We start from the raw sequence: 26591 nt of genomic DNA on the forward strand, positions 1-26591 counted from the left end.
AAAGGGGATAGCAACATGGGGGTAGTACAAGCAGTTAAATCTTTATTTTCTAATCATGTAGAAACAAGCGATCACCATTCAGATTCAACTCTAAAAACACATTATTACAAAACAACAGCTGGGAATGCATTCAAGCAAGTTCATGAAATGTTGAAACACATGCAAGGGATAGAAATACTTGCTGCATATGAAGAACGAGGAGAAATTAGCTTAAATGTTGTAAAAGGAAGAAAAGCTTTTGTTGTGATTACCATTATTAGCGTGCGTTCTCTTGAAACCGCTATCGATTTTTCTGCTACAACAGAATCAAAAGTGATGCCAGTTGATTTTGGTTTTAGTAAAGAACTTGTACGCACGCTTTATAAGAGCTTTGATCAAAAACTGATTCCTCTTTCTTCGTAAGTTACTTCTCATTTTTTTTGAATTTCAGGAAATAAAATGGGGAAATTCCTTTTCCTTTACTTGTATTCAAGCCTTGTTTTCTATAAGATGGAATAAAGTAAATCCTTTAATATAGCATTCCGTTTGTTAAAGGAAATGATGATGACAATCATAATAAATGGCAAATAGCCGGCTAACATAGATGAAAATTAACTTATGTGAGAGAAAATAAAAAGAAAAACAAGGTTTATTATTGGAGCTGAGAATATGAAGTGCCCATCCTGTCATTACAATGGAACGAGAGTGCTGGACTCGCGCCCTGTAGAAGAAGGACGCTCTATTCGTAGAAGACGTGAATGCGAAGAGTGTCACTATCGTTTTACAACTTTTGAGAAAGTAGAAGAACTTCCGTTAATTGTTGTAAAAAAAGATGGAGCGAGAGAAGAGTTCAGCAAAGACAAAATCCTTCGAGGGTTAATTAAGGCATGTGAAAAACGCCAAGTAAGCTTAAAACAATTAGAAGATACTGTACACGATATTGAAACAGAGCTGCGCAGTCAAGGTACATCAGAGGTGCAGTCAGATGTGGTAGGAGAAATGGTGATGGAGCGATTAGCTGCTATCGATGAAGTCTCTTATGTTCGATTTGCTTCTGTATACCGACAGTTTAAAGACATCAATGTATTTATTGATGAATTAAAAGATTTAATTAAGAAGGAACGACTGTAAAAGAGCTATTGAAGTATTCTTTAGGCTCTTTTTTTGTCATTTCTATTACTTTAAAAGTAGGTAGGGAACGACATGAAAGAACAACATTGGAAAGAAATGATACCGGTCGATCGTTATGTTGTTCGTTCGAACGGCATACTGCAGGAATACGACCGAAAGATTTTAACAATGCTTTATCAGCCGTTGGTAGGTACAACGTGTTTTAGTTTGTATATGACGTTATGGAGCGAGCTAGAACAAGATCGTTTATGGGGAAAAGAGTCAACGCATCATCATCTAATGTCGATGATGCAAATTAATTTGAAAGCTATTTACCAGGAGCGTTTAAAGCTAGAAGGCATTGGTTTGTTAAAAACATACATTAAGGAAGAAGAGGATGTTCGTGTGTTCATCTATGAGCTCATTCCTCCTCTTACGCCTCATCAGTTCTTTAACGATGGCGTATTAAATGTGTATTTATATAATCGACTAGGGAAATCCATCTTTCAAAAAGTAAAAAATTATTTTTCGGATTCACTTGTCGATAGCCAATCGTTCAAAGAAGTGACGCATTCATTTAACGATGTATTTAAATCGGTTAAAGCAACAGAGCTGGCTCCAAGCTTTCAAGCTGAGAGCAAAGATGTATTTTCTCCTGATACCCAAACGGATTTCATGGATTCTTCAAAACGCGCCTCTATTGAGATGAGCGCGGATTCTTTTGATTTTGACTTGTTTTTAGCGGGTCTAACAGATTCAATGATTTCGAAAAGATCGATTACATCTAAGGTAAAACAAGCGATTGAAAAGCTAGCCTTTTTATACGGCATCGATCCTCTTCAAATGAAAAATGTGGTGCTCGATTCACTGAACGAGAATGATCAAGTGGATATTGAATTGCTTAGAAAAGCAGCACAATCCTTTTACCAATTTGAAAATGGAGAAGCACTTCCAAATCTAAGCGAACAAATTCAGCCTCCTATGCTTCGTACTATGCAGGAAAAGCAGCCTCAGACGAAAGAAGAGCAGCTCATCCAACAGCTTGAAGTGACTTCTCCACGACAGCTGTTAATCGAGTTTTCAGGGGGAGCAGAGCCATCAAAAGCAGATCTTCAAATGATTGAAGAAGTGATGTTTAATCAAAAGCTTTCACCCGGGGTAGTAAATGTTCTGATTTACTATGTTATGCTAAGATCCGATATGAAATTATCTAAGAGCTATGTAGAGAAAATTGCGGGACACTGGGCGCGCAAAAAGGTACAAACTGTTCAAGAGGCCATGAATTTAGCTAAAAATGAACAGAAAGAATATCAAAATTGGACGGAAGCAAAGCAGAATAAAAAAGCAGCTGGAAGAAAGATTGTGCGTAAAGAAATGGTGCCAGACTGGCTGAACGATGAAGAAAAAGAAGAGAAAAAGCAGCCTTCAAAAGAAGTAGACGGATTTGAGGAAGAAAAACGAAAGCTACAAGAAGAACTGAAGCAGTTAGATCAAGAGCTAAAACAAAAGCATAAAGAATAAAAAGCAGGTATGATAGAGATGAGGTGAAAAAGATGAAGCCTATCAATGATTCGCTAAATCAGTTAGTGAACAAAAAGGATTTTAAAGCACGCTTAGAAGCATTAAAAAACAGTATCCTTTCTAATTCCGAAGTTAAAACGTTTCTGCAAGAGCACCGCCATGAGTTGGATGAGCAAATGGTCGACCGAGGCTTGATGAAGATGCATGAATTTATCGATCAAAGCAAATGCTGTGACAAATGTCCTTCTCTGCAAAGCTGTGTCAACATGGTGAAGGGCTATCACCCTCAGCTAGTTGTAAAAGGCCGTAACATTGATTTGCAGTATGAACGCTGTCCTAGGAAAGTACAAGAAGATGAGCGAAAAGAACAAGAATCTTTTATTCAGTGTATGTACGTGCCCAAAGAAATTTTACAAGCCACGATGTCTGATATTGAAATTGAGCAGGGAAGATTTGAGGCCATTAAACTAGTAAGGGATTTTGTGCGAGAATATGAGCCAAATAAGAAGATGAAAGCTTTATATTTACACGGTTCATTTGGTGTGGGGAAAACCTACTTTCTTGGAGCAATTGCCAATGCGTTAGCCGAAAAGAAAGTGAAGTCTACAATTCTGTACGTCCCAGAGTTTTTGCGTGAGTTAAAAGGTTCGTTTCAAGATCAAAGCTTCAATGAGAAGATAGAGTATGTAAAAAAAGTACCGGTTCTCATGCTTGATGATCTGGGAGCAGAATCTGTAACGAGCTGGATGAGAGACGATGTGCTCGGAACGATTTTACAGTTCCGTATGCTTGAAAATTTGCCCACATTTTTCAGTTCAAATTTAAATTTCAAAGAGCTTCAACATCATTTGACTTATACACAAAGAGGCGAGCAAGAAGAGCTAAAAGCCGCTCGTGTCATGGAACGAATTAAATCTCTCGCTATTCCTGTTGAAATGAATGGAGAGAATAAACGAAATAACTGAGCGAGTCGTTTTACATTTCTTGTAACGACTTGCTCATTTTTTTGCATGTTGCCCCATATACATTAATAAAGCGTGTCCAAAGGGGGGCTATGAGGAATGAAAATATTCTTTAAATATGTAGAAGACGCAGTCGTTGTATATGAGTCTTTATGCGCTAAGCGAAGCGCTTTATCATATGGTTCGCAGTGCTTGAAGCTGGTGAACAATCAGCTTTTAGTAATTGATGAGACATACAATAGAGAGGCCATTTTACAAGACATGGTGATACCGGTATTAACGCATGTGATTTTAAAAAAGAAAGAAAAAAAGATGATGGTAAACATATTAAAAGAACAATTTTTCTATTCAGAAGAGGAAGAGCAAGATTTGCTGCTTCAAATTATGGGGGAGATTATGGAAGGAGAGAGAGGAGAAATTCCGCAAAAAACATTTTCTCTTCCAAGGGAATTACTTATCCGCCAAGCTCTTCAAGACTTCTTCATTCATAATGTAACGTTCACCTTTGAGTCTTTCCTCCAATTCCGTTTAAAAGAATATCAAGAGCGGCTAAGCTATTATGCTGAGCTGGCGATTGATGAATATAAGCTTGAACAAGACTATCAAATTCTTATTCATCAGCTGCGTCAAGCAGCTAATGAAAGACAGTCGTCTACAGGTGATGTTTATGTGATGCATCTGAATAAAAACAAGTTTGTACTGTACGACCACAATAATAGATATGTTCCTGAACGTGAATGTGCAGCTCTAGCAGAGGCCTTTTTATCTGAACAAGAATCATTATACATAGACCCGACTATTATCGCGCCTTTGCTAAGTTTATCTCCAGCTGCTATTCATCTGTATAGCGACCAGTATGATCATGATTTTGTTTATACCATTCAAAATATTTTTCAAGAAAAAGTTATGTTATATAAAAAAAATGAATTTCCGTTTGATCAAAAGCAAAATATAACGTGAAAGGTTGATTTCTATTTTGAAAATGAATATAATAAATGCATATTGAAAAACAGCTATATGTTACAAGTTATGATGAGGACATGAGTGTATATTTACGGTTTGTAGAGAGGGAGATCTAGGCTGAAAATCTCCTAACACGAAATATATTCTTACCACCTCTAAACTTCAGTAGTAAACGAGCAGTGTCTTTAGTAATTACTGACGGAATTTCCGTTATAAAACCTCGAGCCGCTTCGGGTTCTTTGGGTTATCCAAGATACGAAGAGGAAACAAGGGTGGTACCGCGTGTATACACAACTCGTCCCTTTTTATAAGGGACGAGTTTTTTGTTTTTACAAAAAGTTTATTCAGTTATGTTAAAGGAGTGGAAAGTTGTGTCAGAAGTAATCAAAATGACATTTCCTGATGGAGCTGTTAAAGAGTATCCAAAAGGATCATCAACAGAAGATATTGCGGCTTCTATTAGCCCGGGATTAAAGAAAAAAGCCTTAGCAGGTAAAGTAAACGGTGAGCTGCTGGATTTGCGTACGCCAATCGAACAAGATGGCAGTCTTGAAATCATTACGCAAGATGCTCCTGAAGCGCTTGAAATTATGCGTCATAGTACAGCGCATTTAATGGCTCAAGCAATCAAACGTTTATACAAAGATGCAAAAGTACAGCTAGGTGTAGGCCCGGTTATCGAAAATGGTTTTTACTATGACATCGATATGGAAGAGTCAATTACTCCTGAAGATTTAGGTAAAATTGAAAAAGAAATGAAAAAAATCGTTAATTCAAATATTGAAATTGAACGAAAAGAAGTTTCTCGTGAAGAAGCAATTCAACTTTATAAAGAAGTTGGAGATGAACTAAAACTCGAATTGATCGATGCGATTCCAGCAGGTGAAAAGGTTACGATTTACCAACAAGGCGAATTTTTTGACCTTTGTCGAGGCGTGCACGTGCCGTCAACAGGCAAAATTAAAGAATTTAAGCTATTAAGCGTGGCCGGTGCTTATTGGCGTGGAGACAGCGATAATCAAATGCTGCAGCGTATTTACGGTACAGCATTCTTTACAAAAGCAGATTTAGACGAGCATCTTCGTCTTCTTGAAGAAGCAAAAGAACGTGACCACCGTAAACTTGGTAAAGAGTTAAACTTATTTACGAACTCTCAAAAAGTAGGACAAGGTCTGCCTTTATGGCTCCCAAAAGGTGCGACAATTCGCCGTATTATCGAGCGTTATATCGTAGATAAAGAAGTAAGCCTTGGTTATCAGCACGTTTACACTCCAGTGCTGGGAAGTGTAGAGCTTTACAAAACGTCTGGTCACTGGGAGCACTACCAAGATGATATGTTCCCTGCAATGGAAATGGATAACGAGGACTTGGTTCTTCGTCCAATGAACTGCCCTCATCACATGATGGTATACAAACAAGGTATTCACAGCTATCGTGAGCTGCCAATCCGTATTGCTGAGCTTGGAACGATGCACCGCTACGAAATGTCAGGAGCGTTATCAGGACTTCAGCGTGTTCGAGGCATGACGCTAAATGATGCACATATCTTTGTACGTCCGGATCAAATCAAAGAAGAATTTATTCGTGTGGTTCGCTTAGTTGAAGCGGTTTATAAAGATTTTGGATTTGAAAATTATTCATTCCGTTTATCTTACCGTGACCCTGAAGATACGGAAAAATACTTCGATGATGATGCAATGTGGGAAAAAGCGCAAAGTATGTTAAAAGACGCAATGGATGAACTTGACCTTGATTATTATGAAGCTGAAGGCGAAGCGGCATTCTATGGTCCAAAACTAGATGTTCAAGTTAAAACGGCTCTCGGTAAAGAAGAGACGCTATCTACAGTTCAATTGGATTTCTTACTTCCTGAACGTTTTGATTTAACGTATGTAGGAGAAGACGGAAAACAACATCGACCTGTTGTTATTCACCGCGGCGTGGTGTCAACAATGGAACGTTTTGTAGCTTTCCTAATCGAAGAATATAAAGGAGCTTTCCCAACGTGGTTAGCACCTGTACAAGTTCAAGTGATTCCGGTATCACCTACGGTTCACCTTGAGTATGCAAAAGAAGTACAAGAACAGCTTCAGCTTGCAGGTATTCGTGTGGAACTTGATTCGCGTGATGAGAAAATCGGCTATAAAATCCGTGAGGCTCAAATGCAAAAAATTCCGTACATGCTTGTTGTAGGGGATAAAGAAGTAGAAGATAAAGCAGTAAACGTACGTAAATACGGTGAGCAGAATTCAGAAACAGTTGATTTCCAAGCCTTTTTACAAAACGTAAAAGCAGAAGCATCCCGCTAATGAAAAAAGCAGAGAATCGAAATTCTCTGCTTTTTTATGCAACATTTATAAAAAACTGTTGCATAAATGTTTTTCCTTTGATACAATAATTTTTGTTGTGAAAAAAGAACGAAATCATTGACTTTTGTCTTTGTTGATACTATAATAGCTTAAGTAATTGAATACTTGTTTATACAGAAGAAGAAGCACCCGCTTCTCACCTGATTGACGCATAGGGCAGTTAGCAGGTACATCGTATCTTAATTAAAACGATAGAAGTGTGGGTGCAGTATGTACTCACACTTTTTTGTGTGAGTTAATAATCGGTCTAAGCAAGCGTATTCGCTCATTAAACCTTGGAGGTGGCTACTTATTAGCAAGGACATGATGGTAAACGAGGGCATTCGAGCTCGCGAAGTTCGTCTAATTGATCAAAACGGTGAACAATTAGGAATTAAATCAAAAAATGAAGCATTAGAAATTGCTTCACGAGTAAATCTTGACTTAGTAATGGTTGCTGCAAATGCGAAACCGCCGGTATGTCGTATTATGGACTACGGTAAATTCCGCTATGAGCAACAACGTAAAGAAAGAGAAGCTCGTAAAAACCAAAAAGTTGTAAACTTAAAAGAAGTTCGTTTAAGTCCAACAATTGATGAACATGATTTTAACACTAAACTTCGTAACGCACGCAAGTTCCTTGAAAAAGGTGATAAAGTGAAAGCGTCTATTCGCTTTAAAGGTCGTGCCATTACTCATAAAGGGATTGGCCAAAAAGTACTTGAACGTTTTTCACAAGCTTGCGAAGATGTAAGTGCAGTTGAATCGGCTCCTAAAATGGAAGGCCGCAGCATGTTCTTAATCTTGGCACCTAAAAACGAAAAGTAATAGAACGAGGAGGAACACCCCATGCCAAAAATGAAAACACATCGTGGCGCTGCAAAGCGTTTCAAAAAGACTGGAAGCGGTAAATTAAAACGTGCTCGTGCTTACACAAGCCATTTATTCGCTAACAAATCTACAAAACAAAAGCGTAAATTACGTAAAGGTTCTTTAGTAAGCAAAGGTGACTTCAAACGTATCCGTCACTTATTAGATAACATTAAGTAATTTGGGTTGAGATAGAAACAATACAGGAGGTAAACAATTATGCCACGCGTAAAAGGCGGTACAGTAACACGCAAACGTCGTAAAAAAGTTTTAAAATTAGCTAAAGGTTTCTTCGGTTCGAAGCATAGATTATATAAAGTTGCTAATCAGCAAGTTATGAAATCTCACATGTATGCTTATCGTGACCGTCGTCAGAAAAAACGTGACTTCCGTAAATTATGGATCACACGTATCAATGCAGCTGCTCGTATGAACGGTCTTTCTTATAGCCGTTTAATGCACGGTTTAAAATTAGCAGGTATTGAAGTTAACCGCAAAATGCTTGCTGACTTAGCTGTAGCTGATGAAAAAGCATTTGCTGAATTAGCAACTGCTGCTAAAAAAGGCTTAGATAAGTAATTGATTATAAAGTCTCGTCATCTTTGGATGATGAGGCTTTTTTGCTATCGGAGGATATATCATGAACCAACTGCTGCTTACCTATTTTATTATCATTAATATAGTAGGGATAGGAATGATGTATAGAGATAAACAAAAAGCGAAAAGGCATGAGTGGAGAATTGCCGAAAGCACACTGTGGACGGTAGCTGCTATCGGAGGAGCTCTTGGAGGACTCATTGGTATGTATTGCTATCGTCATAAAACGAAGCACACAGCATTTACAGTAGGTTTTCCTATTCTTGCTGTTCTTGATTTATTTTTCTTTTTTGTTATCAGCTGAGCACAAATTTTTTTGTGCTCAGTGTAAAAACTCTCGAACGGGGCTTTTCCAGCGAATAGGAGCATTTGGATACATGTCGTGTACGTGGTTTTCGAGCAGCTTGAAATCTTGTTTTTGCAGTTCATGTAATCGAGATGGATCTGTTAACACCATTGTAATTGACAAAGAATCTGGTTCATTGGGATTGCTGTATTTTTCTCCTTCAAATAAAATACCTTTATACGTTAGTAGAAAATTTTTGCGGATATTCGTTTTTTCGTCAACGACAAAAAATTGCTGATGTTCCTGAGCTGCTACAAGCTTCCGCTTTGGACTGCGAAAATACTGAACCAGCTTTAATAGTGTGTAAGCAACAAGCGCGAAAATGAACACACGAACGATAACAATAACAAACATAACGCTCCCTCCTTTACAAGGCACAGTTTTCTTACTTTACGTTCGAGCTTCTAAAAAGTTTCATGATTTTTGATATAATTTCTTTATTGGTTTAAAAAGAAGAAGATATACATAATTACAGGAGTGATTACATTGAATTTAAAACAGCTATTTACCATGCAGCGTCAGCTGGATCAGCATATAGAAGATAAGCATGAGCTTCATAAGGAAGACTTGGTTCCGAGAAAGCTTTTAGCACTGCTTGTCGAAATGGGAGAGTTGGCAAACGAAACGCGCTGCTTCAAATTTTGGAGCATTAAACCTCCAGCTGAAGACGCTGTTATTTTAGAAGAATTTGTGGACGGCGTACATTTTATCCTTTCCCTAGGTATTGAAAAAGGATACGATGATTTAACTGAGCTGCCGAAAGCAAAAGCAAGGGATTCAAAAACAGCACAATTTTTACAGGTGTTTGCACAAGTATCTGCTTTCGAGCAGGACTTGTCGAAAGAAAACTATGTGAATATGTTTGTATCTTACATGACGCTTGGCGATATGTTTGGTTTTTCGGCTGAACATATTGAAGAGGCCTACATCTCAAAAAATGAAGTGAATTTTAAACGCCAAGAACAAGGATACTAGAAATAAAACGATGGGAAATTTTACTTCAACCTCTTTTTAGCTATAATAGAGGTATACATATGAAAGGGGTAATCCATATGACAAAGTTAGATGAAACATTGACGATGCTTAAAGAACTAACAGATGCAAAAGGAATTCCTGGCAATGAACGTGAACCGCGTGAGGTTATGAAGAAATATATTGCACCTTATGCAGATGAAGTAACAACGGATGGGCTAGGCAGTTTGATTGCGAAAAAAGTGGGCAACGAACAAGGACCTAAAATTATGGTAGCCGGTCACTTAGATGAAGTAGGTTTTATGGTGACTCAAATTGATGAACGCGGCTTTATTCGTTTTCAAACGGTAGGCGGATGGTGGTCTCAAGTTATGCTTGCTCAACGCGTAACCATCGTTACTTCTAAAGGAGAGGTAACGGGGATTATTGGCTCAAAGCCTCCTCATATCCTGCCTCCAGAAGTTCGTAAAAAGCCAGTTGACATTAAAGATATGTTCATCGATATTGGCGCCTCTAGTAGAGAAGAAGTAGCGGAGTGGGGAGTAAAACCTGGTGATCAGGTTGTGCCTTATTTCGAATTTACGGTTATGAACAATGAAAAGATGTTGCTAGCGAAAGCCTGGGATAATCGTATTGGCTGTGCGATCGCTATTGATGTATTAAAGGCTTTAAAAGGTGAAGCACACGAAAATGTTGTGTATGGCGTAGGAACCGTGCAAGAAGAAGTTGGACTTCGAGGTGCAAAAACGTCGGCTAACTTTATTGAACCGGATATTGCATTTGCCGTTGATGTCGGTATCGCAGGAGATACACCTGGCGTTTCTGATAAAGAAGCATCTTCTAAAATGGGAGACGGTCCGCAAATCATTTTATATGACGCTTCCATGGTTTCTCACAAGGGACTTCGAGATACAGTGGTAGATGTGGCAGATGAATTAAATATCCCGTATCAATTTGATGCAATCGCTGGAGGCGGTACGGATTCAGGTTCTATCCATATTTCAGCTAACGGTGTGCCAGCACTTTCGATTACAATTGCAACTCGTTATATCCATTCTCATGCAGCGATGCTTCATCGCGATGATTATGAAAATGCAGTTAAATTAATTGCGGAAGTAATCAAACGTTTAGACCGAGATACGGTTAATGCCATTACGTATAATTAAAAAAAGCTCATTCTCTTAGGAGAATGAGCTTTTTGTCGTACATAGAAAAAGGCTATTTATTTTAAACCGTTTTCAAGCGTTGTCAGAATTTCTTCCTTTTCTGATTGCGGGGACTTTTCCCAAAGCACCTCAAATAAAACACCAAGTCCAGGGAGCATTTTTTCTTCACCGCTTTGAATAGCGTCAGAAATTGTAGCCTCAAGCTCTTCTTTTGAGTTTCCTGAAACGTTTGCAATAACAGCATTTCGTAAATTAAGATCCATCATTTTCACCTCAGCTATCGTAAAGTTACCAATAGTTTTTGTTTTCTTTGTGATTTCTATGTACAATAAAGTGAAACTTATCTAATGATTATTGAGGAAAATGTAATCGAACTATTTATTTTTGTATAGATAAAGGAGTTATGTTTGTGAAACAAATTGATTCAGTTAAAAACCCGCAGGTAAAAGCGTGGAAAAAGCTGCATAATAAAAAAGATCGTGATAAGCAGGGTCTTTTTATGGTAGAAGGCTTTCATTTAGTCGAAGAAGCCATTAAAAATAATGATTGCGTAAAAGAACTAATTATACGCGAATCGACCGAAGTGCCAGCACAGTGGAATATAGACGGTATCGAAATAACCGTTGTAAACGAAGCAATTATTAAATTATTATCTGACACAGAAACACCTCAAGGAATTATTGCCGTGTGTTTTCAAACGAAGCATGCAGAAATCGTTCATACCGCACAAAAAGTATTGCTTTTAGATGCGGTGCAAGATCCAGGCAACTTAGGCACAATCATTCGAACAGCTGATGCTGCTGGAGTGGAAGCTATTGTCATCGGAGAGGGCAGCGTGGATGTGTACAATCCAAAAGTTGTGCGTTCAACGCAAGGAGCTATTTTTCATCTTCCGATTGTAAAAGGTGACTTACTTGAAACAATTTCACTGTTAAAAGAAAGAGGAATAGCGATTTACGGCACGTCGTTACAAAATGGAAAGGTCTACACAAACATAAAACCTTCAAACGAATTCGCGTTGATTGTGGGCAATGAAGGAAACGGTGTAAGCGAGAAAGTGCTGGATCAAACGGATCAAAATCTGTACATTCCCATTTACGGAAAGAGCGAATCGCTAAATGTTGCCATCGCTTCTGGAATCTTACTTTATTATTTACGTGGAATGTAGTTGCATCAAGAACGTGTTTTTACTATAATAATACAATAGTTACATATGTAAAAAACGATGAAAGAGAGCAGTAGCTTATGTCCGTTTATGCAGGGAGAAAATGCCGTGACTGAAAGCATTTTTATAAATGTAATAAGCGAATTCACCTCTTGAGTTGACACTTAGACCATCTTACATAGATGTAAAGGTGTTCCGGAGATTCCGTTAACTTGAATGAAGTGAACTGTATACGTCTGTGTATATAGTTAACAAGGGTGGTAACGCGACTAATCCTCGTCCCTTTTTTGGGAGGAGGTTTTTTTATTTGTCATTTTTTACGTTAAAAGGAGGAATAAGTGATGAAAGAACGTTTACAAGAACTTCAACAAGAAGCAATTGCAAAAGTCGAAGCAGCAAGTGCTTTAAAAGAATTAAACGACGTACGCGTAGCTTATTTAGGGAAGAAAGGCCCTATCACGGAAGTACTTCGCGGTATGGGAAAGCTTTCAGCTGAAGAGCGTCCTGTAATGGGAGCACTCGCAAATGAAGTACGTGAAGCTATTGCATCTAAAATTGAAGAAAAACAAACGGCGTTAGAAGCAGCTGAGGTAGAGCGTAAACTTGCTTCAGAAACAATTGACGTAACGCTGCCAGGACGCCCTATTAAAGCAGGTACGCATCACCCGCTAACAAGCGTAGTTGAAGAAGTAGAAGATTTATTCTTAGGAATGGGCTATGAAGTAGCAGAAGGACCGGAAGTAGAGCAGGACTACTATAATTTCGAAGCACTGAACTTGCCAAAAGGTCACCCAGCGCGTGATATGCAAGATACATTCTATATTACGGAAGAAACGCTTCTTCGTACGCATACATCAACGGTTCAAGCTCGTGTTATGAACAAGAATGAAGGAAAAGGACCTGTTAAAATTATTTGCCCGGGTAAAGTGTACCGCCGCGATGATGATGATGCTACACATTCTCATCAATTTATGCAAATTGAAGGTCTTGTAGTAGATGAAAACATTCGTATGAGTGATTTAAAGGGCACGCTTGAAGTATTTGTGAAAAAGATGTTCGGTGCAGACCGTGAAATTCGTCTTCGTCCAAGTTTCTTCCCATTCACTGAGCCGTCTGTAGAAGTAGACGTATCTTGTGCAAAATGTGGAGGTAAAGGCTGTAATGTATGTAAACAAACGGGATGGATTGAAATTTTAGGAGCCGGCATGGTTCATCCAAATGTTCTTGAAATGGCTGGATACGATTCAACTAAATATCGTGGTTTTGCTTTTGGAATCGGTGTAGAGCGTATTGCTATGTTAAAACACGGTGTGGATGATATTCGTCATTTCTACACAAATGATGTTCGTTTCTTAGATCAATTTAAACAAGTATAAAGGAGGGACTACGATGTTTGTATCTTATCGTTGGTTACAAGAGTATGTTGACTTATCAGGCGTAACGGCAGAAGAGTTAGCAGATAAAATCACAAAAAGTGGAATTGAAGTTGAAGGTGTAGAAAACTTAAATAAAGGCATCAGCGGAGTGGTGATTGGTCATGTTGTAGAACGTGAACAGCATCCAAATGCTGATAAATTAAGCCGCTGTCAAGTAGATCTTGGTGGAGGAGAAATCGTTCAAATCGTGTGCGGAGCACCGAACGTGGCACAAGGTCAAAAAGTAGCGGTTGCAAAAGTGGGAGCTGTACTTCCAGGTAACTTTAAAATCAAGCGCGCTAAGCTTCGCGGTGAAGAATCGAATGGCATGATCTGTTCTCTTCAAGAGCTTGGCATTGAAAGCAAGCTTGTGGCAAAAGATTATCAAGAAGGCATCTTCGTCTTCCCAAGCGATGCTGAAGTAGGAGCGGATGCACTAGAGGCGCTAAACTTAAACGATGAAGTATTAGAGCTAGGGCTAACACCAAACCGTTCAGACTGCTTAAGTATGTTGGGTGTAGCACATGAAGTGGCTGCTATTTTACGTCGTGAAGTGAAGTATCCATCAGTAAACGTGCAAACGTCTGATGAGCAAGCATCTAATTATATTTCCGTTAAAGTAGAAGCAAAAGAAGACAATCCGCTTTACGTAGCACGCGTTGTGAAAAACGTAAAAATTGCTCCGTCACCATTATGGATGCAAACGCGTTTAATGGCAGCGGGTATTCGCCCTCATAACAACGTTGTTGATATTACCAACTATATTTTACTTGAATACGGTCAGCCGCTGCATGCTTTTGACTATGATCGTCTTGGTTCAAAAGAAATTGTTGTCCGTCTTGCATCAGAAGGCGAGAAATTTGTAACACTTGATGATCAAGAGCGCGTATTAAAAGGGAATCAGCTTGTCATTACAAACGGAAGTGAGCCGGTAGCTCTTGCAGGTGTAATGGGCGGAGCAAACTCTGAAGTAAAAGACGATACGGTAAATGTTCTGATTGAATCAGCTTACTTCAAAGGGTTAACGGTTCGTCAAGCTTCAAAAGAACACGGTCTTCGCAGTGAGGCAAGCGCTCGTTTTGAAAAAGGAATTGATCCTAACCGTACGCGTGTAGCAGCTGATCGCGCAGCAGAATTAATGGCTGAATACGCTTCAGGTGAAGTGGTAAGCGGTACTGTAGAAGTAGATACACTAACTATTGAACCCGCTGTTGTAGCTGTGTCACTTGGACGTATTAACAATGTACTTGGTACAGAACTATCAATGGAAGAAGTACAAGATATTATGAACCGTCTTCAATTTGAAAGCAAAGTGGAAGATGAAACAATCGTTGTAACAGTGCCAACTCGTCGAGGCGATATTACAATTGAAGAAGATATCGTCGAGGAAGTAGCGCGTATGTATGGCTACGACAACCTTCCTACAACGCTTCCTGTCACGGTGGCAACTCCAGGAAAACTAACAGAGTATCAGCTTGGACGCCGTAAAGTTCGCCGTTTCTTAGAAGGAGCGGGACTAGCACAAACAACAACATATTCGTTAACGAGCGCTGAAAAAGCTACTCAGTTTGCATTAAATGCAACAAGTACGATTGGGTTAGCAATGCCGATGAGTGAAGATCGCAGTGTCCTTCGTCAAAGCTTAGTACCTCATTTGCTTGAAGCAGTGAAGCATAATAATGCTCGTCAATCCGATTCTATTGCGCTATACGAAACAGGTTCAGTGTTCTTATCTAAAGGTGAAGGAGAATTACCGGATGAGCAGGAGCGCGTAGCTGGTGCAATCACAGGTCTATGGCATGCTCACGGCTGGCAAGGTGAGAAGAAAGCCGTTGATTTCTACGTGATTAAAGGTGTACTAGAAGGGTTATTTGCACAGCTTGGTTTAGAGAAACGAATCTCATATGCTCCCGTTAAAAAAGACGGTATGCACCCTGGACGTACAGCAGCTGTAAGGTTAGATGAAAAAGAAATTGGATACGTAGGTCAAGTTCATCCTGTGACTCAGAAACAGTATGGTCTTCGTGAAACATACGTATTTGAATTACACCTTCAAGAGCTGTTAGCTGCAGACGTGGAAGAAGTTCGTTATTCAACTATTCCAAGATTCCCATCTATTACACGTGATATTGCACTTGTGGTAGATAAAAACATTCTTGCAGGAGAAGTTCAGCGCGTCATCTATGCAGCAGGCGGAGAACTGTTAAAAGATGTGACTGTGTTTGACCTATATGAAGGTGAGCGTATGGAAGAAGGCAAGAAATCCGTAGCTTTCTCTTTACGTTACTTAGATCCTGAACGTACATTAACAGATGAAGAAGTAGCAAAAGCACATGATGCAGTGTTAGAAGCTGTTGAAAAAGAATTTGGTGCAGCGCTTCGTTCATAAGAATAAGAAAAGAGATGTGGATTTCCACATCTCTTATTTTTTAGCTAATTTTAAAGCTTTTTCTGTATTGGCAAAATGGATTTTAGCTAAAGAGTTCAGGGCGTTAACGCCATACTTTTTAATAATTTTAGCAGCGGCGATATCAACTTGTGCCCCAGCTCCGCGAGGAATGACCATTCCGGTCTTTTCCGTCAGCAAATCCATTTGTTTTAAAAATGCATATCTGGCAATAATGGAAGCAGCAGCTACAGATAGATGAACGCTTTCTCCTTTTGTACTGAAAAAGACATTTTCTTTGATAATCTCTTTTTCCTTTACGACATGTTTATAATAGGTGTTTTTTTCGACAAACTGGTCGATTAAAATGGCGTCAGGCTTTTCAGGATCCAATTTTTTTAACACATTGGATAAAGCTTTATTGTGCAACAGAGCTTTCATTTTACCTTGTGAAATGCCTCTTTCTTGAAATGCATTATACTTTTTGTTATGTAAAACAAGCAAACTGTAGGGAATAAATGAAACAAGCTGCTTAGCAATCTCAATGATTTTAGCATCCGTTAACTCTTTTGAATCTCGTACTCCCAATTCTTTTAACAAAGGAAGCTGTTCTTTTTGAACATAGGCAGCAACAACGGTCATAGGACCAAAATAATCTCCTGTTCCTACTTCGTCAGAACCGATGACAGATAGTGAGCTGAAGTTTGATGGTAGATGTGAGACGGGCGCCTTTTTGGTAGCCTCTGAAGAGCCTCCCCACTTGGCTGCTTCTGTTTCAGCTTCTTTTCCTTGAAAAAGTACTTTTCCAGAGCGGTATGCAGTGATAGAACAGCCGGGGGTTTTAGCCGAAAAAATACTTCCCTGCGGCAGTTTTGGTTGCAAATAGGATGTATAATGAAGCTTCATTTTAGCTATTTGCTCAGCTGACACTTTAATAACAGCATGTGACATAATGCTTCACTCCTTTCGGGGTATTTTAGTTTACTTTATAAGCACTATCCCTTATGATAGCTTAAATATAGATATGTTTCCATTGAAGCCTTCTTCGTGGTATGATAGGGATTAGGATTTTTCGTGGAACGGAGGATTTTCTCGTGTCAAGACAAGATAAAACACGTGCGACAGTTGACATCTTTGGTCAGCAGTACAGCATCGTCGGTAGCGAAAGTACAAGCCATATTCGACTTGTCGCCTCTATAGTGGATGAAAAAATGCGTGAAATCAGTACTAAAAACCCTTCTTTAGATATCAATAAATTAGCAGTATTAACAGCTGTCAATGCTGTACACGAATATATAAAACTGAAAGAAGACTATGAGAGACTTGAACAAAAACTTTATGGAAAAGAGGAATGACTGAGTCAATGCTTAATATCATTTTAATTGTGTTGCTTCTTTTGGGCTTTGTAACAGGTCTTAAAAGAGGATTTATTTTGCAGCTCATTCATATTGTCAGTTTTGCGGTTTCGTTTATCGTTGCCTATATGTTTAGCGGAGATTTGGCAAGCCGACTTCGTTTGTTAATTCCGTTTCCAGACAATATTCAGCAGCAAAGTGTCGCATCATTTGTATTTGATTCTGGAACGATAGAAGACGCTTTTTATCGAATGATTGCATTTGCGATTTTATTTTTTGTTACTCACATTGTACTTCGTCTTGCAGGCTCTGTTTTAACGGCTTTAACCGAACTGCCAATTCTGCGCCAGTTAAATAAATGGGGCGGAGGTGCACTTGGATTCGTTGAAGTGTATATCATCGTTTTTATTTTGTTATACATTGGGGCCGTGATTCCTGTAAGTGAAATTCAAACGCCAATTCAACAGTCTTCAATTGCAATCAATATCGTACAAAATACTCCATATTTATCGTCTGCGATTCAAGATTTGTGGACTCAGTATGGTGTAATGTAATGAAATTACAATAGCTTGTTGAGAGGGTGTGTCGAAAGTGTCATAATACTTTTGAGATACCCTCTTTTTTTATCGCAGTCTGATGCTGCAGTTTTGACAAGGATAAAGGTATTTTTGAATGAAAATTTGAGAGATTATGTATGTACCTCATCATGTTTTCAAAAGTTTCGTTATTATGATAATAGGCTGGTGAAAAGAGATGAATAAAAAAGATATTATTAAATTGTTAGAAACAATTGCTACATATATGGAATTAAAAGGAGATAACCCTTTTAAAATTTCTGCTTTTCGAAAAGCGGCTGCAGCGTTAGAAACTGACGAGAGAACGCTGACAGAAATTGAGGACTTTACCAAGCTCCAAGGGATTGGAAAAGGAACGGCTGCAGTCATTAAAGAGTATATGGAAACAAATGAGTCAAGTGTACTAGAAGAACTAAAGCAAGAAGTTCCTGAAGGACTTATTCCTCTGCTCAAGTTACCAGGGCTTGGAGGTAAAAAAATCGCTAAATTATATAAAGAGCTAGATATTCGAGATATGGAATCACTGCATCAGGCTTGTATGGAAAATCGAGTGCAGGAACTAAGCGGTTTTGCTAAAAAGACAGAAGAGAAAATTATTGCTTCTATTGAAGAATTTGGAAAACGCCCTGAACGTTTGCCCCTTGCTTTTATGCTTCCAATAGCGGACGAAATTTTAGAAGCCCTTAAACACATGCATAGCATTGAGCGTTTTTCTCAGGCAGGGAGCATTCGCCGCATGAGGGAAACAGTAAAAGATCTTGATTTTATTATTTCAACAGTTGAACCTCATGCTGTCCGCGAACAGTTAGTATCGCTGCCAAACGTGAAGGATGTTATTGCAAATGGAGATACAAAAGTATCGGTAACGTTAGCCTATGAGTACGATGTTTCGGTAGATTTTCGTCTTGTAGAAGATAAAGCGTTTGCCACAACGCTTCATCATTTTACAGGATCAAAAGATCATAATGTGCGCATGCGTCAATTAGCAAAAGAACGCGGTGAGAAAATTAGTGAGTATGGCGTTGAAAATGCAGAGACAGGTGAAGTCCTGACCTTTGAATCTGAACAAGCATTCTATGAACATTTTGGGCTGTCTTTTATTCCCCCAGAACTTCGTGAAGATGGAATGGAAGTAGATGCATTTATAAAACCTCAAACGCTTGTAACATATGGTGCCGTAAAAGGTGATTTGCATATGCACTCCACTTGGAGCGATGGAGCGTATTCGATTGAAGAAATGGCGGAAGCATGTCGCACGCGAGGCTATGAGTACATGGCAATTACAGACCATTCTCAGTATTTAAAAGTAGCTAACGGTCTAACGCCTGAACGCATTCGTAAACAGCGTGAAGAAATTAATCGTTTGAACGCCCAGTTTGATGATTTTACAATACTAGCTGGAATTGAAATGGATATTTTGCCTGATGCAACACTTGATTATGATAATGAATTGCTAGCTGAGCTAGATTTTGTTATTGCATCCATTCACTCTAGTTTTTCACAATCTCGTGAAGAAATTATGAATCGTTTAAAGCAAGCGTTAAATAATGTTCATGTAGATTTAATTGCTCATCCGACCGGTCGTTTGATTGGCCGACGCAACGGATATGATGTAGATATTGATATGCTCATTGAATTAGCTAAAGAAACAAAAACGGCTCTTGAACTAAATGCAAATCCAAACCGTTTAGATTTAGCGGCTGAGCACATAAAAAAAGCACAAGAAGCAGGAGTTAAGATTGCTATTAATACAGATGCTCATAATCTAGACATGCTAGAGCATATGGAAATTGGAATATCTACGGGTATTAAAGGCTGGCTTAAACCAGAAACGGTATTAAATACGTACAGCCTCAAAGAATTAACCGCTTTTTTAAATCGACATAAATAAGCAACAGGAGGAATCAGTTTTGCAATCACGTATTTTTCATGTACTAGAGTTTAATAAAGTTAAGGAACAGCTTCAGAAAAAAGTAGCTTCTTCTTTAGGCCGAGAAAAAGTAGCGAATTTGATTCCCTCGACTCAGTATGAAGAAGTAGTCAAATGGCAGGAAGCAACAGACGAAGCTACAACCGTGCTGCGTTTGCGTGGCCACGTACCGCTAGGAGGCATTTTTGACGTGCGACCTAGCGTAAAGCGCGCTGAAATTGGAGGAACGCTAAGCTCTAATGAACTTCTTGATGTAGCAAGTACTATTTATGCAGCAAGACAAGTAAAGCAATTTATCGAGCAAGTAGTAGAAGACGAAGATTTACAGCTCCCAATTATATCTGAACATATTGAAAAACTAATACCTCTTCCTGACGTAGAACAAACAATTAAAATGAGCATTGATGAGAATGGCACAGTGCTAGACGGTGCAAGCGACCAGCTAAGAGGCATTCGTCAAAAACTTCGCTCGACGGAGTCTCGTATTCGCGAAAAGCTAGAAAGTCTTATTCGCTCATCATCTGCTCAAAAAATGTTGTCAGACGCAATTGTGACCATTCGAAATGAACGTTTTGTTATTCCTGTTAAGCAAGAGTATCGCAGTGCGTATGGAGGCATTGTTCATGATCAGTCTTCATCTGGAGCGACTTTATTTATTGAGCCGCAGGCGATTGTGACATTAAACAATGAGCTTCAAGAAGCAAAAGTAAAAGAAAAACAAGAAATTGAACGTATTCTTATTGCTTTAACCGTTCAGGTAGCTGAAGCAGCAAATGAACTTCGTCAAAACGTTTATCTATTAGGTGAGCTGGATTTCATGTTTGCTAAAGGACGCTATAGTCATGAGCTAAAAGCTTCAAAACCTAAAATGAACGACCGGGGCTATATTAAATTAGTAAAGGCAAAACATCCTCTTATTGCGCAGGAAGCTGTCGTTGCTAATGACATTGAGCTAGGTGATCAATATACGTCTATCGTTATTACAGGGCCAAATACGGGAGGTAAAACTGTAACGTTAAAAACGCTTGGATTATTTACGTTAATGGCTCAAGCAGGCTTGCAGATTCCTGCGCTGGATGGATCGGAAATGGCTGTATTTAAACACGTATTTGCCGATATCGGAGATGAGCAGTCGATCGAACAAAGTTTGAGTACCTTTTCATCTCATATGGTTAACATTGTAGATATTTTACAAAAAGTAGATCATGAAAGTTTGGTCTTGTTTGATGAGTTAGGAGCAGGAACAGATCCTCAAGAAGGTGCAGCGCTCGCGATCTCGATTTTAGATCAAGTATACGAAAGAGGCGCTCGCGTAGTTGCGACTACTCACTATCCTGAATTAAAAGCGTACGGATATAACCGTGAAGGAGTGGTCAATGCTAGTGTAGAGTTCGATATTGAAACATTGAGCCCTACTTACAAACTGTTGATTGGTGTACCGGGACGAAGCAATGCTTTTGAGATTTCAAAACGTTTAGGTTTAAGTGCAGAAGTAATTGAGCGTGCTAAAGGCTATATTGGCTCAGAAACAAATAAAGTAGAAAATATGATTGCCTCTCTTGAAGACAGTCGTCGCCAATCGGAACACGAGCTAGAAGAAGCAGAAGAGCTAAGAAAAGAGGCTCAGAAGCTTCATAAAGAATTACAGAGTCAGATTATTGAATTTAATGAAAAACGAGATAAGCTGTATGAAAAAGCTGAAGAAAAAGCTCAAGCCACAGTTAAAGCAGCATCTGAAGAAGCTGAGAAAATTATTAGCGACTTGCGTAAAATGAGTCAAAAAAATCATGCGCTTGTAAAAGAGCACGAACTGATTGAAGCACGTAAACGTCTAGAAGATGCAGTTCCAACTCTTGAAAAAAGTAAAAAGAAACCGGCTGTGCCGAAAAAACAAGAGCGCATTCTTCAAGCTGGAGATGAAGTGAAGGTCTTAAGCTGGGGACAAAAAGGAACGCTTGTGGAACGAGTGAGTAATAACGAATGGCAAGTACAAATGGGAATCATGAAAATGAAGGTGAAAGAAAAAGACCTCGAATATATTAGTTCCCCAAAACCTGTGGAAACGAAGCCGCTTGCTACGGTAAAAGGAAAAGATTACCACGTAAATCTTGAACTGGATTTAAGAGGAGAGCGCTATGAAAATGCGTTGATTCGAGTTGAAAAATATATTGATGATGCCTTGTTAGCCAACTATCCGCGTGTTTCAATTATCCACGGTAAAGGAACTGGAGCTCTTCGTAAAGGTGTACAGGAATATTTGAAAAATCATCGTTCTGTTAAAAATATTCGTTTCGGAGAAGCTTCTGAAGGAGGTTCTGGCGTTACGGTTGTGGAATTTAAATAAAAGAATGCTGAAACAATGGTGTCAATCGATACGTTGAACAAGCATATATGAAGATAGAAAATCCGACATGGCTCATGGCTATGCTGGATTTTCTATCTCTTTTAAGAACGATACAAGTAAAAGAAAAAAACCTGTCAGTTCATTACGTGGAGCGTAATATAAAATAGGAGTGATGCAAAAATGAGGGATTTTTGGAGAGACCCGTATATTGAATCCGCCGCTTATTACAGTGTGGTTGTTCTGAGCATTGTCGTTTTTCTCGTTGTGTTTGAGCTCGTTACCAAGTATAAGAATTGGGAAGAGATTCAAAAAGGAAATATGGCTGTTGCGATGGCTACAGGCGGTAAAATATTTGGATTAGCTAATATCTTTCGCTATTCAATTGAGCATAATGACAATTTGTTAAGAATGCTCGGATGGGGAATATATGGGTTTGTTCTTTTACTAGTCAGCTATTTTATTTTCGAATTTTTGACGCCAAAATTTCGAATCGATGATGAAATTGAACAAGATAACAGAGCCGTTGGGTTTATTTCACTTGTTATTTCAATCGGTATGTCCTATGTAATAGGAGCGGGAATAGGATAGGAGAGAGTCATGGAGAAGTTAGCGAAAATTTTGCTTGTTTTATGCGGAGTGTTTATGCTTATTGGTCTTATCTATTTATCTATATAGCTTTTCCTAACATTGTGATGACAGCAAAAAAGCTGGTCTGTTTTAAGGCCAGCTTTTTTTATGATTACTTCCATACGTCTTCGGCAATTGAAATCACGTGTTTTACTTTATCTCACTGCTGCTCTTCTGTTAGTAAATTTCCTTCTCCTGTAGAAGCAAATCCACACTGGGGACTCAAACAAATTTGATCAAGAGAAACAAATTTTTCCGCTTCAGCAATTCGTTTTTTTACTGACTCAGGGTCTTCTAAATCTCCAAATTTCGATGTGATAAGGCCAAGTACAACCTGAAGGTCATCTCGCTTTACATGGCGAAGAGGTTCAAATCTTTCGGAGCGTTTATCATCAAATTCTAAAAATAATCTACCCACGTTTAACTGACCGAAAATAGCTTTTGACGCATTTTCATATCCGCCGCTTGTTGTATAATTGGACTGAAAATTCCCTCTGCAAATATGCATTGTAATGACCATATCATCTGGCTTATGAGCAATGGATTCATTTATCGCATCCGTAAAAAAATCTAATTTTTATTTATTAAGCTGCAGGATGAAAAGATGAATAGGTTGGAAAGAGAACATTTAATAACGATTGCATCTAAAAAAAGAATGAACTATAATTTTAATTAGAAAATTCTAATTTTTTATTTTTTTGAGGGAGAGGATACGCGTGGAATCCACCGAAAAGATATGGCTTTCTCAATATCCAGATGAAATACCTGCTACACTTCATTATGAACGAAAAAATTTAGCGCAGCTTTTTGAGGAAGCAGTTCAAAAAGATCCTAAAAAAAACGCAATCTATTTTCTAGGGAAAAAAATGACGTTTTCCCAGCTCCATCAAGATTCTCTGAAGCTGTCATCTTACCTTATTGAATTGGGATTAAAAAAAGGGGATAGAGTAGCCATTATGCTCCCAAATTGCCCTCAAGCTGTCATTTCCTTTTATGCTGTTCTTCTTGCAGGGGGAGTAGTCGTTCAAACAAACCCTTTGTATACGGAAAGAGAATTAGAGTATCAGCTTAATGATTCAGAAGCCACCATGATTATTGCACTCGATTTGATATATCCGCGTGTAGCAAAAATGAAAGCGTTAACAAAAATAAGGCACGTAGTCATCACCTCTATTCAAGATTATCTCCCATTTCCCAAAAACATACTTTATCCATTTATTCAGCGCAAACAGCAGCAGATAAGCGTGAATGTAAGTCATACGGAGACTACTCATTTATTTAAACGCATTATAAATGAATCCTCTCCAGAAGTATGTAATGCCGAGGGAATTTCAGACGAAGATATCGCGATTTTACAATACACCGGGGGAACAACAGGTTTTCCAAAAGGAGTCATGCTTACTCATAAAAATTTGGTAGCCAATGCAACGATGTGTTCACATTGGTTATACCGCTGCAAGTATGGAGAAGAAAAAGTGCTTGGAATCATTCCATTTTTTCACGTGTACGGCTTAACAACGGTACTCATTTTATCGGTTTTGCAAAACTATGAGATGGTTCTTCTGCCTAAATTTGATCCGAAAACGACGCTCAAAACGATTCATAAGCAGAAGCCTACTTTATTTCCAGGTGCCCCCACAATTTACATCGCATTATTAAACCATCCTGATTTAGCAAAATACAACTTATCTTCCGTTGATTCATGTATGAGCGGCTCCGCTCCTCTTCCTGTTGAAGTGCAGGAGCAGTTTGAAAAGCTCACCGGGGGTAAATTAGTGGAAGGATACGGCTTAACAGAAACTTCTCCCGTGACTCATGCTAATTTTCTTTGGAAAGAGAGAATATCAGGAAGTATTGGAGTGCCGTGGCCAGACACGGATGCCAAAATTCTCTCATTTAAAACAGGCAAAGAAGCTGCTGTGAGCGAGGTAGGTGAAATTGCAGTTAAAGGCCCTCAGGTAATGAAAGGATATTGGAATCAGCCTGAAGAAACGGAGGCTGTTATGCAAGACGGATGGTTGCTAACAGGTGATGTTGGCTATATGGATGATAAAGGTTATTTTTATGTAGTAGACCGAAAGAAAGATATTATTATTGCTGGGGGATATAATATCTATCCTCGAGAAGTTGAAGAAGTATTATATGAGCATGAAAAAATTCAAGAAGCTGTAGTGGTAGGTGTGCCTGACCCATATAGAGGAGAAACAGTGAAGGCTTACATTGTATTAAAAAATGGTGTAAGATGTACTGAAGAAGAGTTAAATGAGTTTTCTAGAAAATATTTAGCTGCTTATAAAGTTCCGCGCCTGTATGAATTTCGAAATGAGCTTCCCAAAACAGCGGTCGGTAAGATTCTGCGACGAGCGCTGATTGATGAAGAAAATGAAAAGCATAAAAGGGCGACATAACCGATCGTCGCCTTTGATTTTTTTGCTGAAACATAATTGACAGATACTTGCGGTTTCTTTATTATAAAGATATGAATGAATAATCATTCATATTTTAAAGGAGCGTATAAGATTGAGAAGAAATAAGCCAAAGTATAAGCAGATTATCGATGCAGCTGTAGTAGTAATAGCAGAAAACGGATACCACAATGCTCAGGTTTCTAAAATTGCTAAGCAGGCTGGAGTTGCAGACGGTACGATATATTTATATTTTAAAAACAAAGAAGATGTCTTGATTTCCTTGTTTCAAGAGAAGATGGGACAATTTGTAGAAAAAATTTATGAAGAACTGGCGGGAATTGAAACCGCGGGAGAAAAACTTCATGTGTTAATTGATAAGCATTTTTCGTTTCTAGCGGAGGATCATCATTTAGCTACAGTAACACAGCTCGAACTGCGTCAATCTAACAAAGATTTAAGATTGAAAATTAACGATGTATTAAAAGATTACCTGACTCTCATTGATTCTATATTGCAGACAGGGATTGAAACAGGTGAGTTTTCTGAAAATATAGATATCCGTCTTGCACGGCAGATGATTTTTGGAACGATTGATGAAACTGTCACCACATGGGTAATGAACGATCATCGATACGGTCTAGTAGAATCGGTGGATAAAGTCCATTCCTTGCTGTTAAACGGCTGCAGCGGCTCTTAATCATAAGAGAGTCTGCTGCTTCCTTGCAAGGAAAAGAAGTGCAAGGTGATTAAGATCAAAAGAAAGGGTGGCGTAAACAAATGGAGATTATTCAGGTTGAAACTGTTGATGCAATAAGCTTCATTACGTTAAATAGACAACCTGCCAACGCTTTGTCTCAAGATTTATTAAAAGATCTTTCAAGTGTTTTAAAACACTTAGAAGATAGTAAAGAGACAAGGGTTATCGTCATTAAAGGCGAAGGGAAGTTCTTTTGTGCTGGGGCTGATATAAAAGAGTTCACAGCACTTCAGCAGGAAAAAGAATACGAGAAGCTTGCTGTTAATGGTCAAGAGCTCTTTGAGTATATTGAAAATTACCCAAAACCAGTGATTGCAGCTATTCACGGAGCTGCGTTAGGTGGAGGGTTGGAGCTTGCTATGAGCTGCCATATCCGTTTGGTAACGGAAAATACTAAGCTAGGCTTACCTGAGCTTCAGTTAGGAATTATACCAGGGTTTGGAGGGACTCAGCGATTGCCTCGTTACGTCGGGGTTCACAAGGCTTGTGAAATGATGCTGACAAGTGATCCAATATCTGGAAGTGAGGCAGTGAAGTTAGGGTTAGCAAACGCAGCTTTTGAAGAAAGTCAGCTTATCAATGAGACATTTTTACTTGCTAGAAAAATTGCCAAAAAAAGTCCAATCTCTGTCAAAGCTACCTTGCAGCTGCTTCAGCATGTAAAAACAGATGCCTATTACAGCGGCATCAAAAAAGAAGCGCAGCTTTTTGGAAGCGTATTCAAAAGCCGCGATGCTCAAGAAGGCGTAGCCGCTTTTATTGAAAAGCGCGAGCCTAAATTTTTAGGAAAATAAG

The 26591-nt window shown here is 38.8% G+C and carries 26 protein-coding genes, 1 pseudogene and 3 other annotated features; of the genes and pseudogenes, 23 read left to right on the forward strand and 4 right to left on the reverse strand.

What is annotated here, in order from left to right:
- Nucleotides 1-15: 15 nt before the first annotated feature.
- The 10 genes from ACLHDF_RS13755 to ACLHDF_RS13800 all read left to right on the forward strand — a co-directional run bounded on the left by ACLHDF_RS13755 (nucleotide 16) and on the right by ACLHDF_RS13800 (nucleotide 8654).
- Complete coding sequence (locus ACLHDF_RS13755; protein WP_413919317.1) at nucleotides 16-402, forward strand: cytosolic protein; 387 nt, start codon at nucleotides 16-18, stop codon at nucleotides 400-402.
- A 246-nt stretch (nucleotides 403-648) separates the two neighbouring features.
- Nucleotides 649-1110 (forward strand): transcriptional regulator NrdR, encoded by a 462-nt coding sequence (gene nrdR, locus ACLHDF_RS13760; RefSeq protein ID WP_013059432.1) that lies wholly within the window; start codon nucleotides 649-651, stop codon nucleotides 1108-1110.
- A 72-nt stretch (nucleotides 1111-1182) separates the two neighbouring features.
- Nucleotides 1183-2610 (forward strand): replication initiation and membrane attachment family protein, encoded by a 1428-nt coding sequence (locus tag ACLHDF_RS13765; RefSeq protein WP_413919318.1) that lies wholly within the window; start codon nucleotides 1183-1185, stop codon nucleotides 2608-2610.
- A 32-nt stretch (nucleotides 2611-2642) separates the two neighbouring features.
- The gene (dnaI, locus tag ACLHDF_RS13770) at nucleotides 2643-3575 is read left to right on the forward strand and encodes a primosomal protein DnaI (protein ID WP_413919319.1); all 933 of its coding nucleotides are present in this window, start codon (nucleotides 2643-2645) and stop codon (nucleotides 3573-3575) included.
- Nucleotides 3576-3671: 96 nt separating this feature from the next.
- Nucleotides 3672-4532: a sporulation protein YtxC gene (gene ytxC, locus ACLHDF_RS13775; RefSeq protein WP_413919320.1), complete on the forward strand. Its 861-nt coding sequence runs from the start codon at nucleotides 3672-3674 to the stop codon at nucleotides 4530-4532.
- 60 nt (nucleotides 4533-4592) lie between these two features.
- Nucleotides 4593-4841 (forward strand) — a binding site (T-box leader).
- A gap of 44 nt (nucleotides 4842-4885) precedes the next feature.
- A complete protein-coding gene (gene thrS, locus ACLHDF_RS13780; RefSeq protein ID WP_413919437.1) occupies nucleotides 4886-6844 on the forward strand; it encodes a threonine--tRNA ligase in 1959 nt (652 codons plus the stop codon).
- Between the two features lie 171 nt (nucleotides 6845-7015).
- Nucleotides 7016-7138, forward strand: a sequence feature (ribosomal protein L20 leader region).
- 69 nt (nucleotides 7139-7207) lie between these two features.
- Nucleotides 7208-7711 carry a translation initiation factor IF-3 gene (gene infC, locus ACLHDF_RS13785; RefSeq protein ID WP_413919321.1) on the forward strand — a complete coding sequence of 168 codons (504 nt, stop codon included), beginning with the start codon at nucleotides 7208-7210 and terminating at the stop codon, nucleotides 7709-7711.
- 21 nt (nucleotides 7712-7732) lie between these two features.
- Nucleotides 7733-7933 carry a 50S ribosomal protein L35 gene (rpmI, locus tag ACLHDF_RS13790; RefSeq protein ID WP_013059426.1) on the forward strand — a complete coding sequence of 67 codons (201 nt, stop codon included), beginning with the start codon at nucleotides 7733-7735 and terminating at the stop codon, nucleotides 7931-7933.
- Nucleotides 7934-7972: 39 nt separating this feature from the next.
- On the forward strand, nucleotides 7973-8332 hold the full coding sequence (rplT, locus tag ACLHDF_RS13795; RefSeq protein WP_013059425.1) for a 50S ribosomal protein L20: 360 nt from the start codon (nucleotides 7973-7975) through the stop codon (nucleotides 8330-8332).
- 61 nt (nucleotides 8333-8393) lie between these two features.
- A complete protein-coding gene (locus ACLHDF_RS13800) occupies nucleotides 8394-8654 on the forward strand; it encodes a DUF1294 domain-containing protein (protein ID WP_413919322.1) in 261 nt (86 codons plus the stop codon).
- Nucleotides 8655-8672: 18 nt separating this feature from the next.
- On the opposite strand, the gene ACLHDF_RS13805 is transcribed toward ACLHDF_RS13800, so the two are convergent.
- Complete coding sequence (locus ACLHDF_RS13805) at nucleotides 8673-9050, reverse strand: hypothetical protein (protein ID WP_413919323.1); 378 nt, start codon at nucleotides 9048-9050, stop codon at nucleotides 8673-8675.
- 132 nt (nucleotides 9051-9182) lie between these two features.
- On the opposite strand from ACLHDF_RS13805, the gene ACLHDF_RS13810 reads away from it, so the two are divergent.
- Nucleotides 9183-9671 (forward strand): dUTP diphosphatase, encoded by a 489-nt coding sequence (locus tag ACLHDF_RS13810; protein WP_413919324.1) that lies wholly within the window; start codon nucleotides 9183-9185, stop codon nucleotides 9669-9671.
- A gap of 77 nt (nucleotides 9672-9748) precedes the next feature.
- The gene (locus ACLHDF_RS13815) at nucleotides 9749-10834 is read left to right on the forward strand and encodes a M42 family metallopeptidase (RefSeq protein WP_413919325.1); all 1086 of its coding nucleotides are present in this window, start codon (nucleotides 9749-9751) and stop codon (nucleotides 10832-10834) included.
- A gap of 56 nt (nucleotides 10835-10890) precedes the next feature.
- Here the strand turns inward: ACLHDF_RS13815 and sspI are convergent, their stop codons facing one another.
- Nucleotides 10891-11097, reverse strand: coding sequence for a small acid-soluble spore protein SspI (gene sspI, locus ACLHDF_RS13820; RefSeq protein ID WP_413919326.1), 207 nt, complete (start codon nucleotides 11095-11097; stop codon nucleotides 10891-10893).
- A 140-nt stretch (nucleotides 11098-11237) separates the two neighbouring features.
- Between sspI and ACLHDF_RS13825 the strand changes: the two genes are divergently transcribed.
- The 3 genes from ACLHDF_RS13825 (at nucleotide 11238) to pheT (ending at nucleotide 15803) form a co-directional block, all read left to right on the forward strand.
- Nucleotides 11238-12002 carry a TrmH family RNA methyltransferase gene (locus ACLHDF_RS13825; protein ID WP_413919327.1) on the forward strand — a complete coding sequence of 255 codons (765 nt, stop codon included), beginning with the start codon at nucleotides 11238-11240 and terminating at the stop codon, nucleotides 12000-12002.
- Between the two features lie 48 nt (nucleotides 12003-12050).
- Nucleotides 12051-12286: a binding site (T-box leader), on the forward strand.
- Nucleotides 12287-12340: 54 nt separating this feature from the next.
- Nucleotides 12341-13375, forward strand: coding sequence for a phenylalanine--tRNA ligase subunit alpha (pheS, locus tag ACLHDF_RS13830; RefSeq protein ID WP_413919328.1), 1035 nt, complete (start codon nucleotides 12341-12343; stop codon nucleotides 13373-13375).
- A 13-nt stretch (nucleotides 13376-13388) separates the two neighbouring features.
- Entirely contained in the window at nucleotides 13389-15803 is a 2415-nt protein-coding gene (pheT, locus tag ACLHDF_RS13835) for a phenylalanine--tRNA ligase subunit beta (RefSeq protein WP_413919329.1), read from the forward strand.
- A gap of 33 nt (nucleotides 15804-15836) precedes the next feature.
- On the opposite strand, the gene rnhC is transcribed toward pheT, so the two are convergent.
- Nucleotides 15837-16751: a ribonuclease HIII gene (rnhC, locus tag ACLHDF_RS13840; RefSeq protein ID WP_413919330.1), complete on the reverse strand. Its 915-nt coding sequence runs from the start codon at nucleotides 16749-16751 to the stop codon at nucleotides 15837-15839.
- A gap of 143 nt (nucleotides 16752-16894) precedes the next feature.
- On the opposite strand from rnhC, the gene zapA reads away from it, so the two are divergent.
- From zapA to ACLHDF_RS13865, 5 genes are all read left to right on the forward strand, one after another.
- Entirely contained in the window at nucleotides 16895-17155 is a 261-nt protein-coding gene (gene zapA / locus ACLHDF_RS13845; RefSeq protein WP_013059415.1) for a cell division protein ZapA, read from the forward strand.
- On the forward strand, nucleotides 17152-17709 hold the full coding sequence (locus ACLHDF_RS13850; RefSeq protein WP_413919331.1) for a CvpA family protein: 558 nt from the start codon (nucleotides 17152-17154) through the stop codon (nucleotides 17707-17709). Before zapA ends, ACLHDF_RS13850 begins: the two co-directional genes overlap by 4 nt.
- A gap of 199 nt (nucleotides 17710-17908) precedes the next feature.
- Entirely contained in the window at nucleotides 17909-19621 is a 1713-nt protein-coding gene (polX, locus tag ACLHDF_RS13855) for a DNA polymerase/3'-5' exonuclease PolX (RefSeq protein ID WP_413919332.1), read from the forward strand.
- Nucleotides 19622-19640: 19 nt separating this feature from the next.
- Nucleotides 19641-22004, forward strand: coding sequence for an endonuclease MutS2 (locus tag ACLHDF_RS13860; protein ID WP_413919333.1), 2364 nt, complete (start codon nucleotides 19641-19643; stop codon nucleotides 22002-22004).
- A gap of 180 nt (nucleotides 22005-22184) precedes the next feature.
- Complete coding sequence (locus ACLHDF_RS13865; protein WP_413919334.1) at nucleotides 22185-22592, forward strand: DUF350 domain-containing protein; 408 nt, start codon at nucleotides 22185-22187, stop codon at nucleotides 22590-22592.
- 199 nt (nucleotides 22593-22791) lie between these two features.
- Here ACLHDF_RS13865 and ACLHDF_RS13870 read toward each other — a convergent pair.
- Nucleotides 22792-23196, reverse strand: a pseudogene (locus ACLHDF_RS13870) (5-methyltetrahydropteroyltriglutamate--homocysteine methyltransferase); the annotation flags it as partial.
- Nucleotides 23197-23347: 151 nt separating this feature from the next.
- Between ACLHDF_RS13870 and ACLHDF_RS13875 the strand changes: the two are divergent.
- The 3 genes from ACLHDF_RS13875 (at nucleotide 23348) to ACLHDF_RS13885 (ending at nucleotide 26590) form a co-directional block, all read left to right on the forward strand.
- Nucleotides 23348-25039: an AMP-binding protein gene (locus ACLHDF_RS13875; protein ID WP_413919335.1), complete on the forward strand. Its 1692-nt coding sequence runs from the start codon at nucleotides 23348-23350 to the stop codon at nucleotides 25037-25039.
- A 112-nt stretch (nucleotides 25040-25151) separates the two neighbouring features.
- Nucleotides 25152-25736 carry a TetR/AcrR family transcriptional regulator gene (locus ACLHDF_RS13880; protein WP_413919336.1) on the forward strand — a complete coding sequence of 195 codons (585 nt, stop codon included), beginning with the start codon at nucleotides 25152-25154 and terminating at the stop codon, nucleotides 25734-25736.
- A gap of 80 nt (nucleotides 25737-25816) precedes the next feature.
- Nucleotides 25817-26590 (forward strand): enoyl-CoA hydratase, encoded by a 774-nt coding sequence (locus ACLHDF_RS13885; protein ID WP_413919337.1) that lies wholly within the window; start codon nucleotides 25817-25819, stop codon nucleotides 26588-26590.
- Nucleotide 26591: the final 1 nt, after the last annotated feature.

It is taken from the genome of Priestia megaterium (assembly GCF_046599315.1).
GTDB lineage: Bacteria > Bacillota > Bacilli > Bacillales > Bacillaceae_H > Priestia > Priestia megaterium_F.

What these genes read in the sequence shown, in the direction of transcription:
- ACLHDF_RS13765 (WP_413919318.1), top strand. Translation starts at nt 1,183, where the DNA reads ATGAAAGAACAACATTGGAAAGAAATGATACCGGTCGATCGTTATGTT.
- thrS (WP_413919437.1), top strand. Translation starts at nt 4,886, where the DNA reads ATGTTAAAGGAGTGGAAAGTTGTGTCAGAAGTAATCAAAATGACATTT.
- nrdR (WP_013059432.1), top strand. Translation starts at nt 649, where the DNA reads ATGAAGTGCCCATCCTGTCATTACAATGGAACGAGAGTGCTGGACTCG.
- sspI (WP_413919326.1), bottom strand. Translation starts at nt 11,097, where the DNA reads ATGGATCTTAATTTACGAAATGCTGTTATTGCAAACGTTTCAGGAAAC.
- ACLHDF_RS13805 (WP_413919323.1), bottom strand. Translation starts at nt 9,050, where the DNA reads ATGTTTGTTATTGTTATCGTTCGTGTGTTCATTTTCGCGCTTGTTGCT.
- rnhC (WP_413919330.1), bottom strand. Translation starts at nt 16,751, where the DNA reads ATGTCACATGCTGTTATTAAAGTGTCAGCTGAGCAAATAGCTAAAATG.
- pheS (WP_413919328.1), top strand. Translation starts at nt 12,341, where the DNA reads ATGAAAGAACGTTTACAAGAACTTCAACAAGAAGCAATTGCAAAAGTC.
- rpmI (WP_013059426.1), top strand. Translation starts at nt 7,733, where the DNA reads ATGCCAAAAATGAAAACACATCGTGGCGCTGCAAAGCGTTTCAAAAAG.
- ACLHDF_RS13800 (WP_413919322.1), top strand. Translation starts at nt 8,394, where the DNA reads ATGAACCAACTGCTGCTTACCTATTTTATTATCATTAATATAGTAGGG.
- polX (WP_413919332.1), top strand. Translation starts at nt 17,909, where the DNA reads ATGAATAAAAAAGATATTATTAAATTGTTAGAAACAATTGCTACATAT.
- ACLHDF_RS13885 (WP_413919337.1), top strand. Translation starts at nt 25,817, where the DNA reads ATGGAGATTATTCAGGTTGAAACTGTTGATGCAATAAGCTTCATTACG.
- rplT (WP_013059425.1), top strand. Translation starts at nt 7,973, where the DNA reads ATGCCACGCGTAAAAGGCGGTACAGTAACACGCAAACGTCGTAAAAAA.
- ACLHDF_RS13755 (WP_413919317.1), top strand. Translation starts at nt 16, where the DNA reads ATGGGGGTAGTACAAGCAGTTAAATCTTTATTTTCTAATCATGTAGAA.
- ACLHDF_RS13850 (WP_413919331.1), top strand. Translation starts at nt 17,152, where the DNA reads ATGACTGAGTCAATGCTTAATATCATTTTAATTGTGTTGCTTCTTTTG.
- ACLHDF_RS13865 (WP_413919334.1), top strand. Translation starts at nt 22,185, where the DNA reads ATGAGGGATTTTTGGAGAGACCCGTATATTGAATCCGCCGCTTATTAC.
- ACLHDF_RS13815 (WP_413919325.1), top strand. Translation starts at nt 9,749, where the DNA reads ATGACAAAGTTAGATGAAACATTGACGATGCTTAAAGAACTAACAGAT.
- infC (WP_413919321.1), top strand. Translation starts at nt 7,208, where the DNA reads ATGATGGTAAACGAGGGCATTCGAGCTCGCGAAGTTCGTCTAATTGAT.
- pheT (WP_413919329.1), top strand. Translation starts at nt 13,389, where the DNA reads ATGTTTGTATCTTATCGTTGGTTACAAGAGTATGTTGACTTATCAGGC.
- ACLHDF_RS13825 (WP_413919327.1), top strand. Translation starts at nt 11,238, where the DNA reads ATGTTTGTGAAACAAATTGATTCAGTTAAAAACCCGCAGGTAAAAGCG.
- dnaI (WP_413919319.1), top strand. Translation starts at nt 2,643, where the DNA reads ATGAAGCCTATCAATGATTCGCTAAATCAGTTAGTGAACAAAAAGGAT.
- ytxC (WP_413919320.1), top strand. Translation starts at nt 3,672, where the DNA reads ATGAAAATATTCTTTAAATATGTAGAAGACGCAGTCGTTGTATATGAG.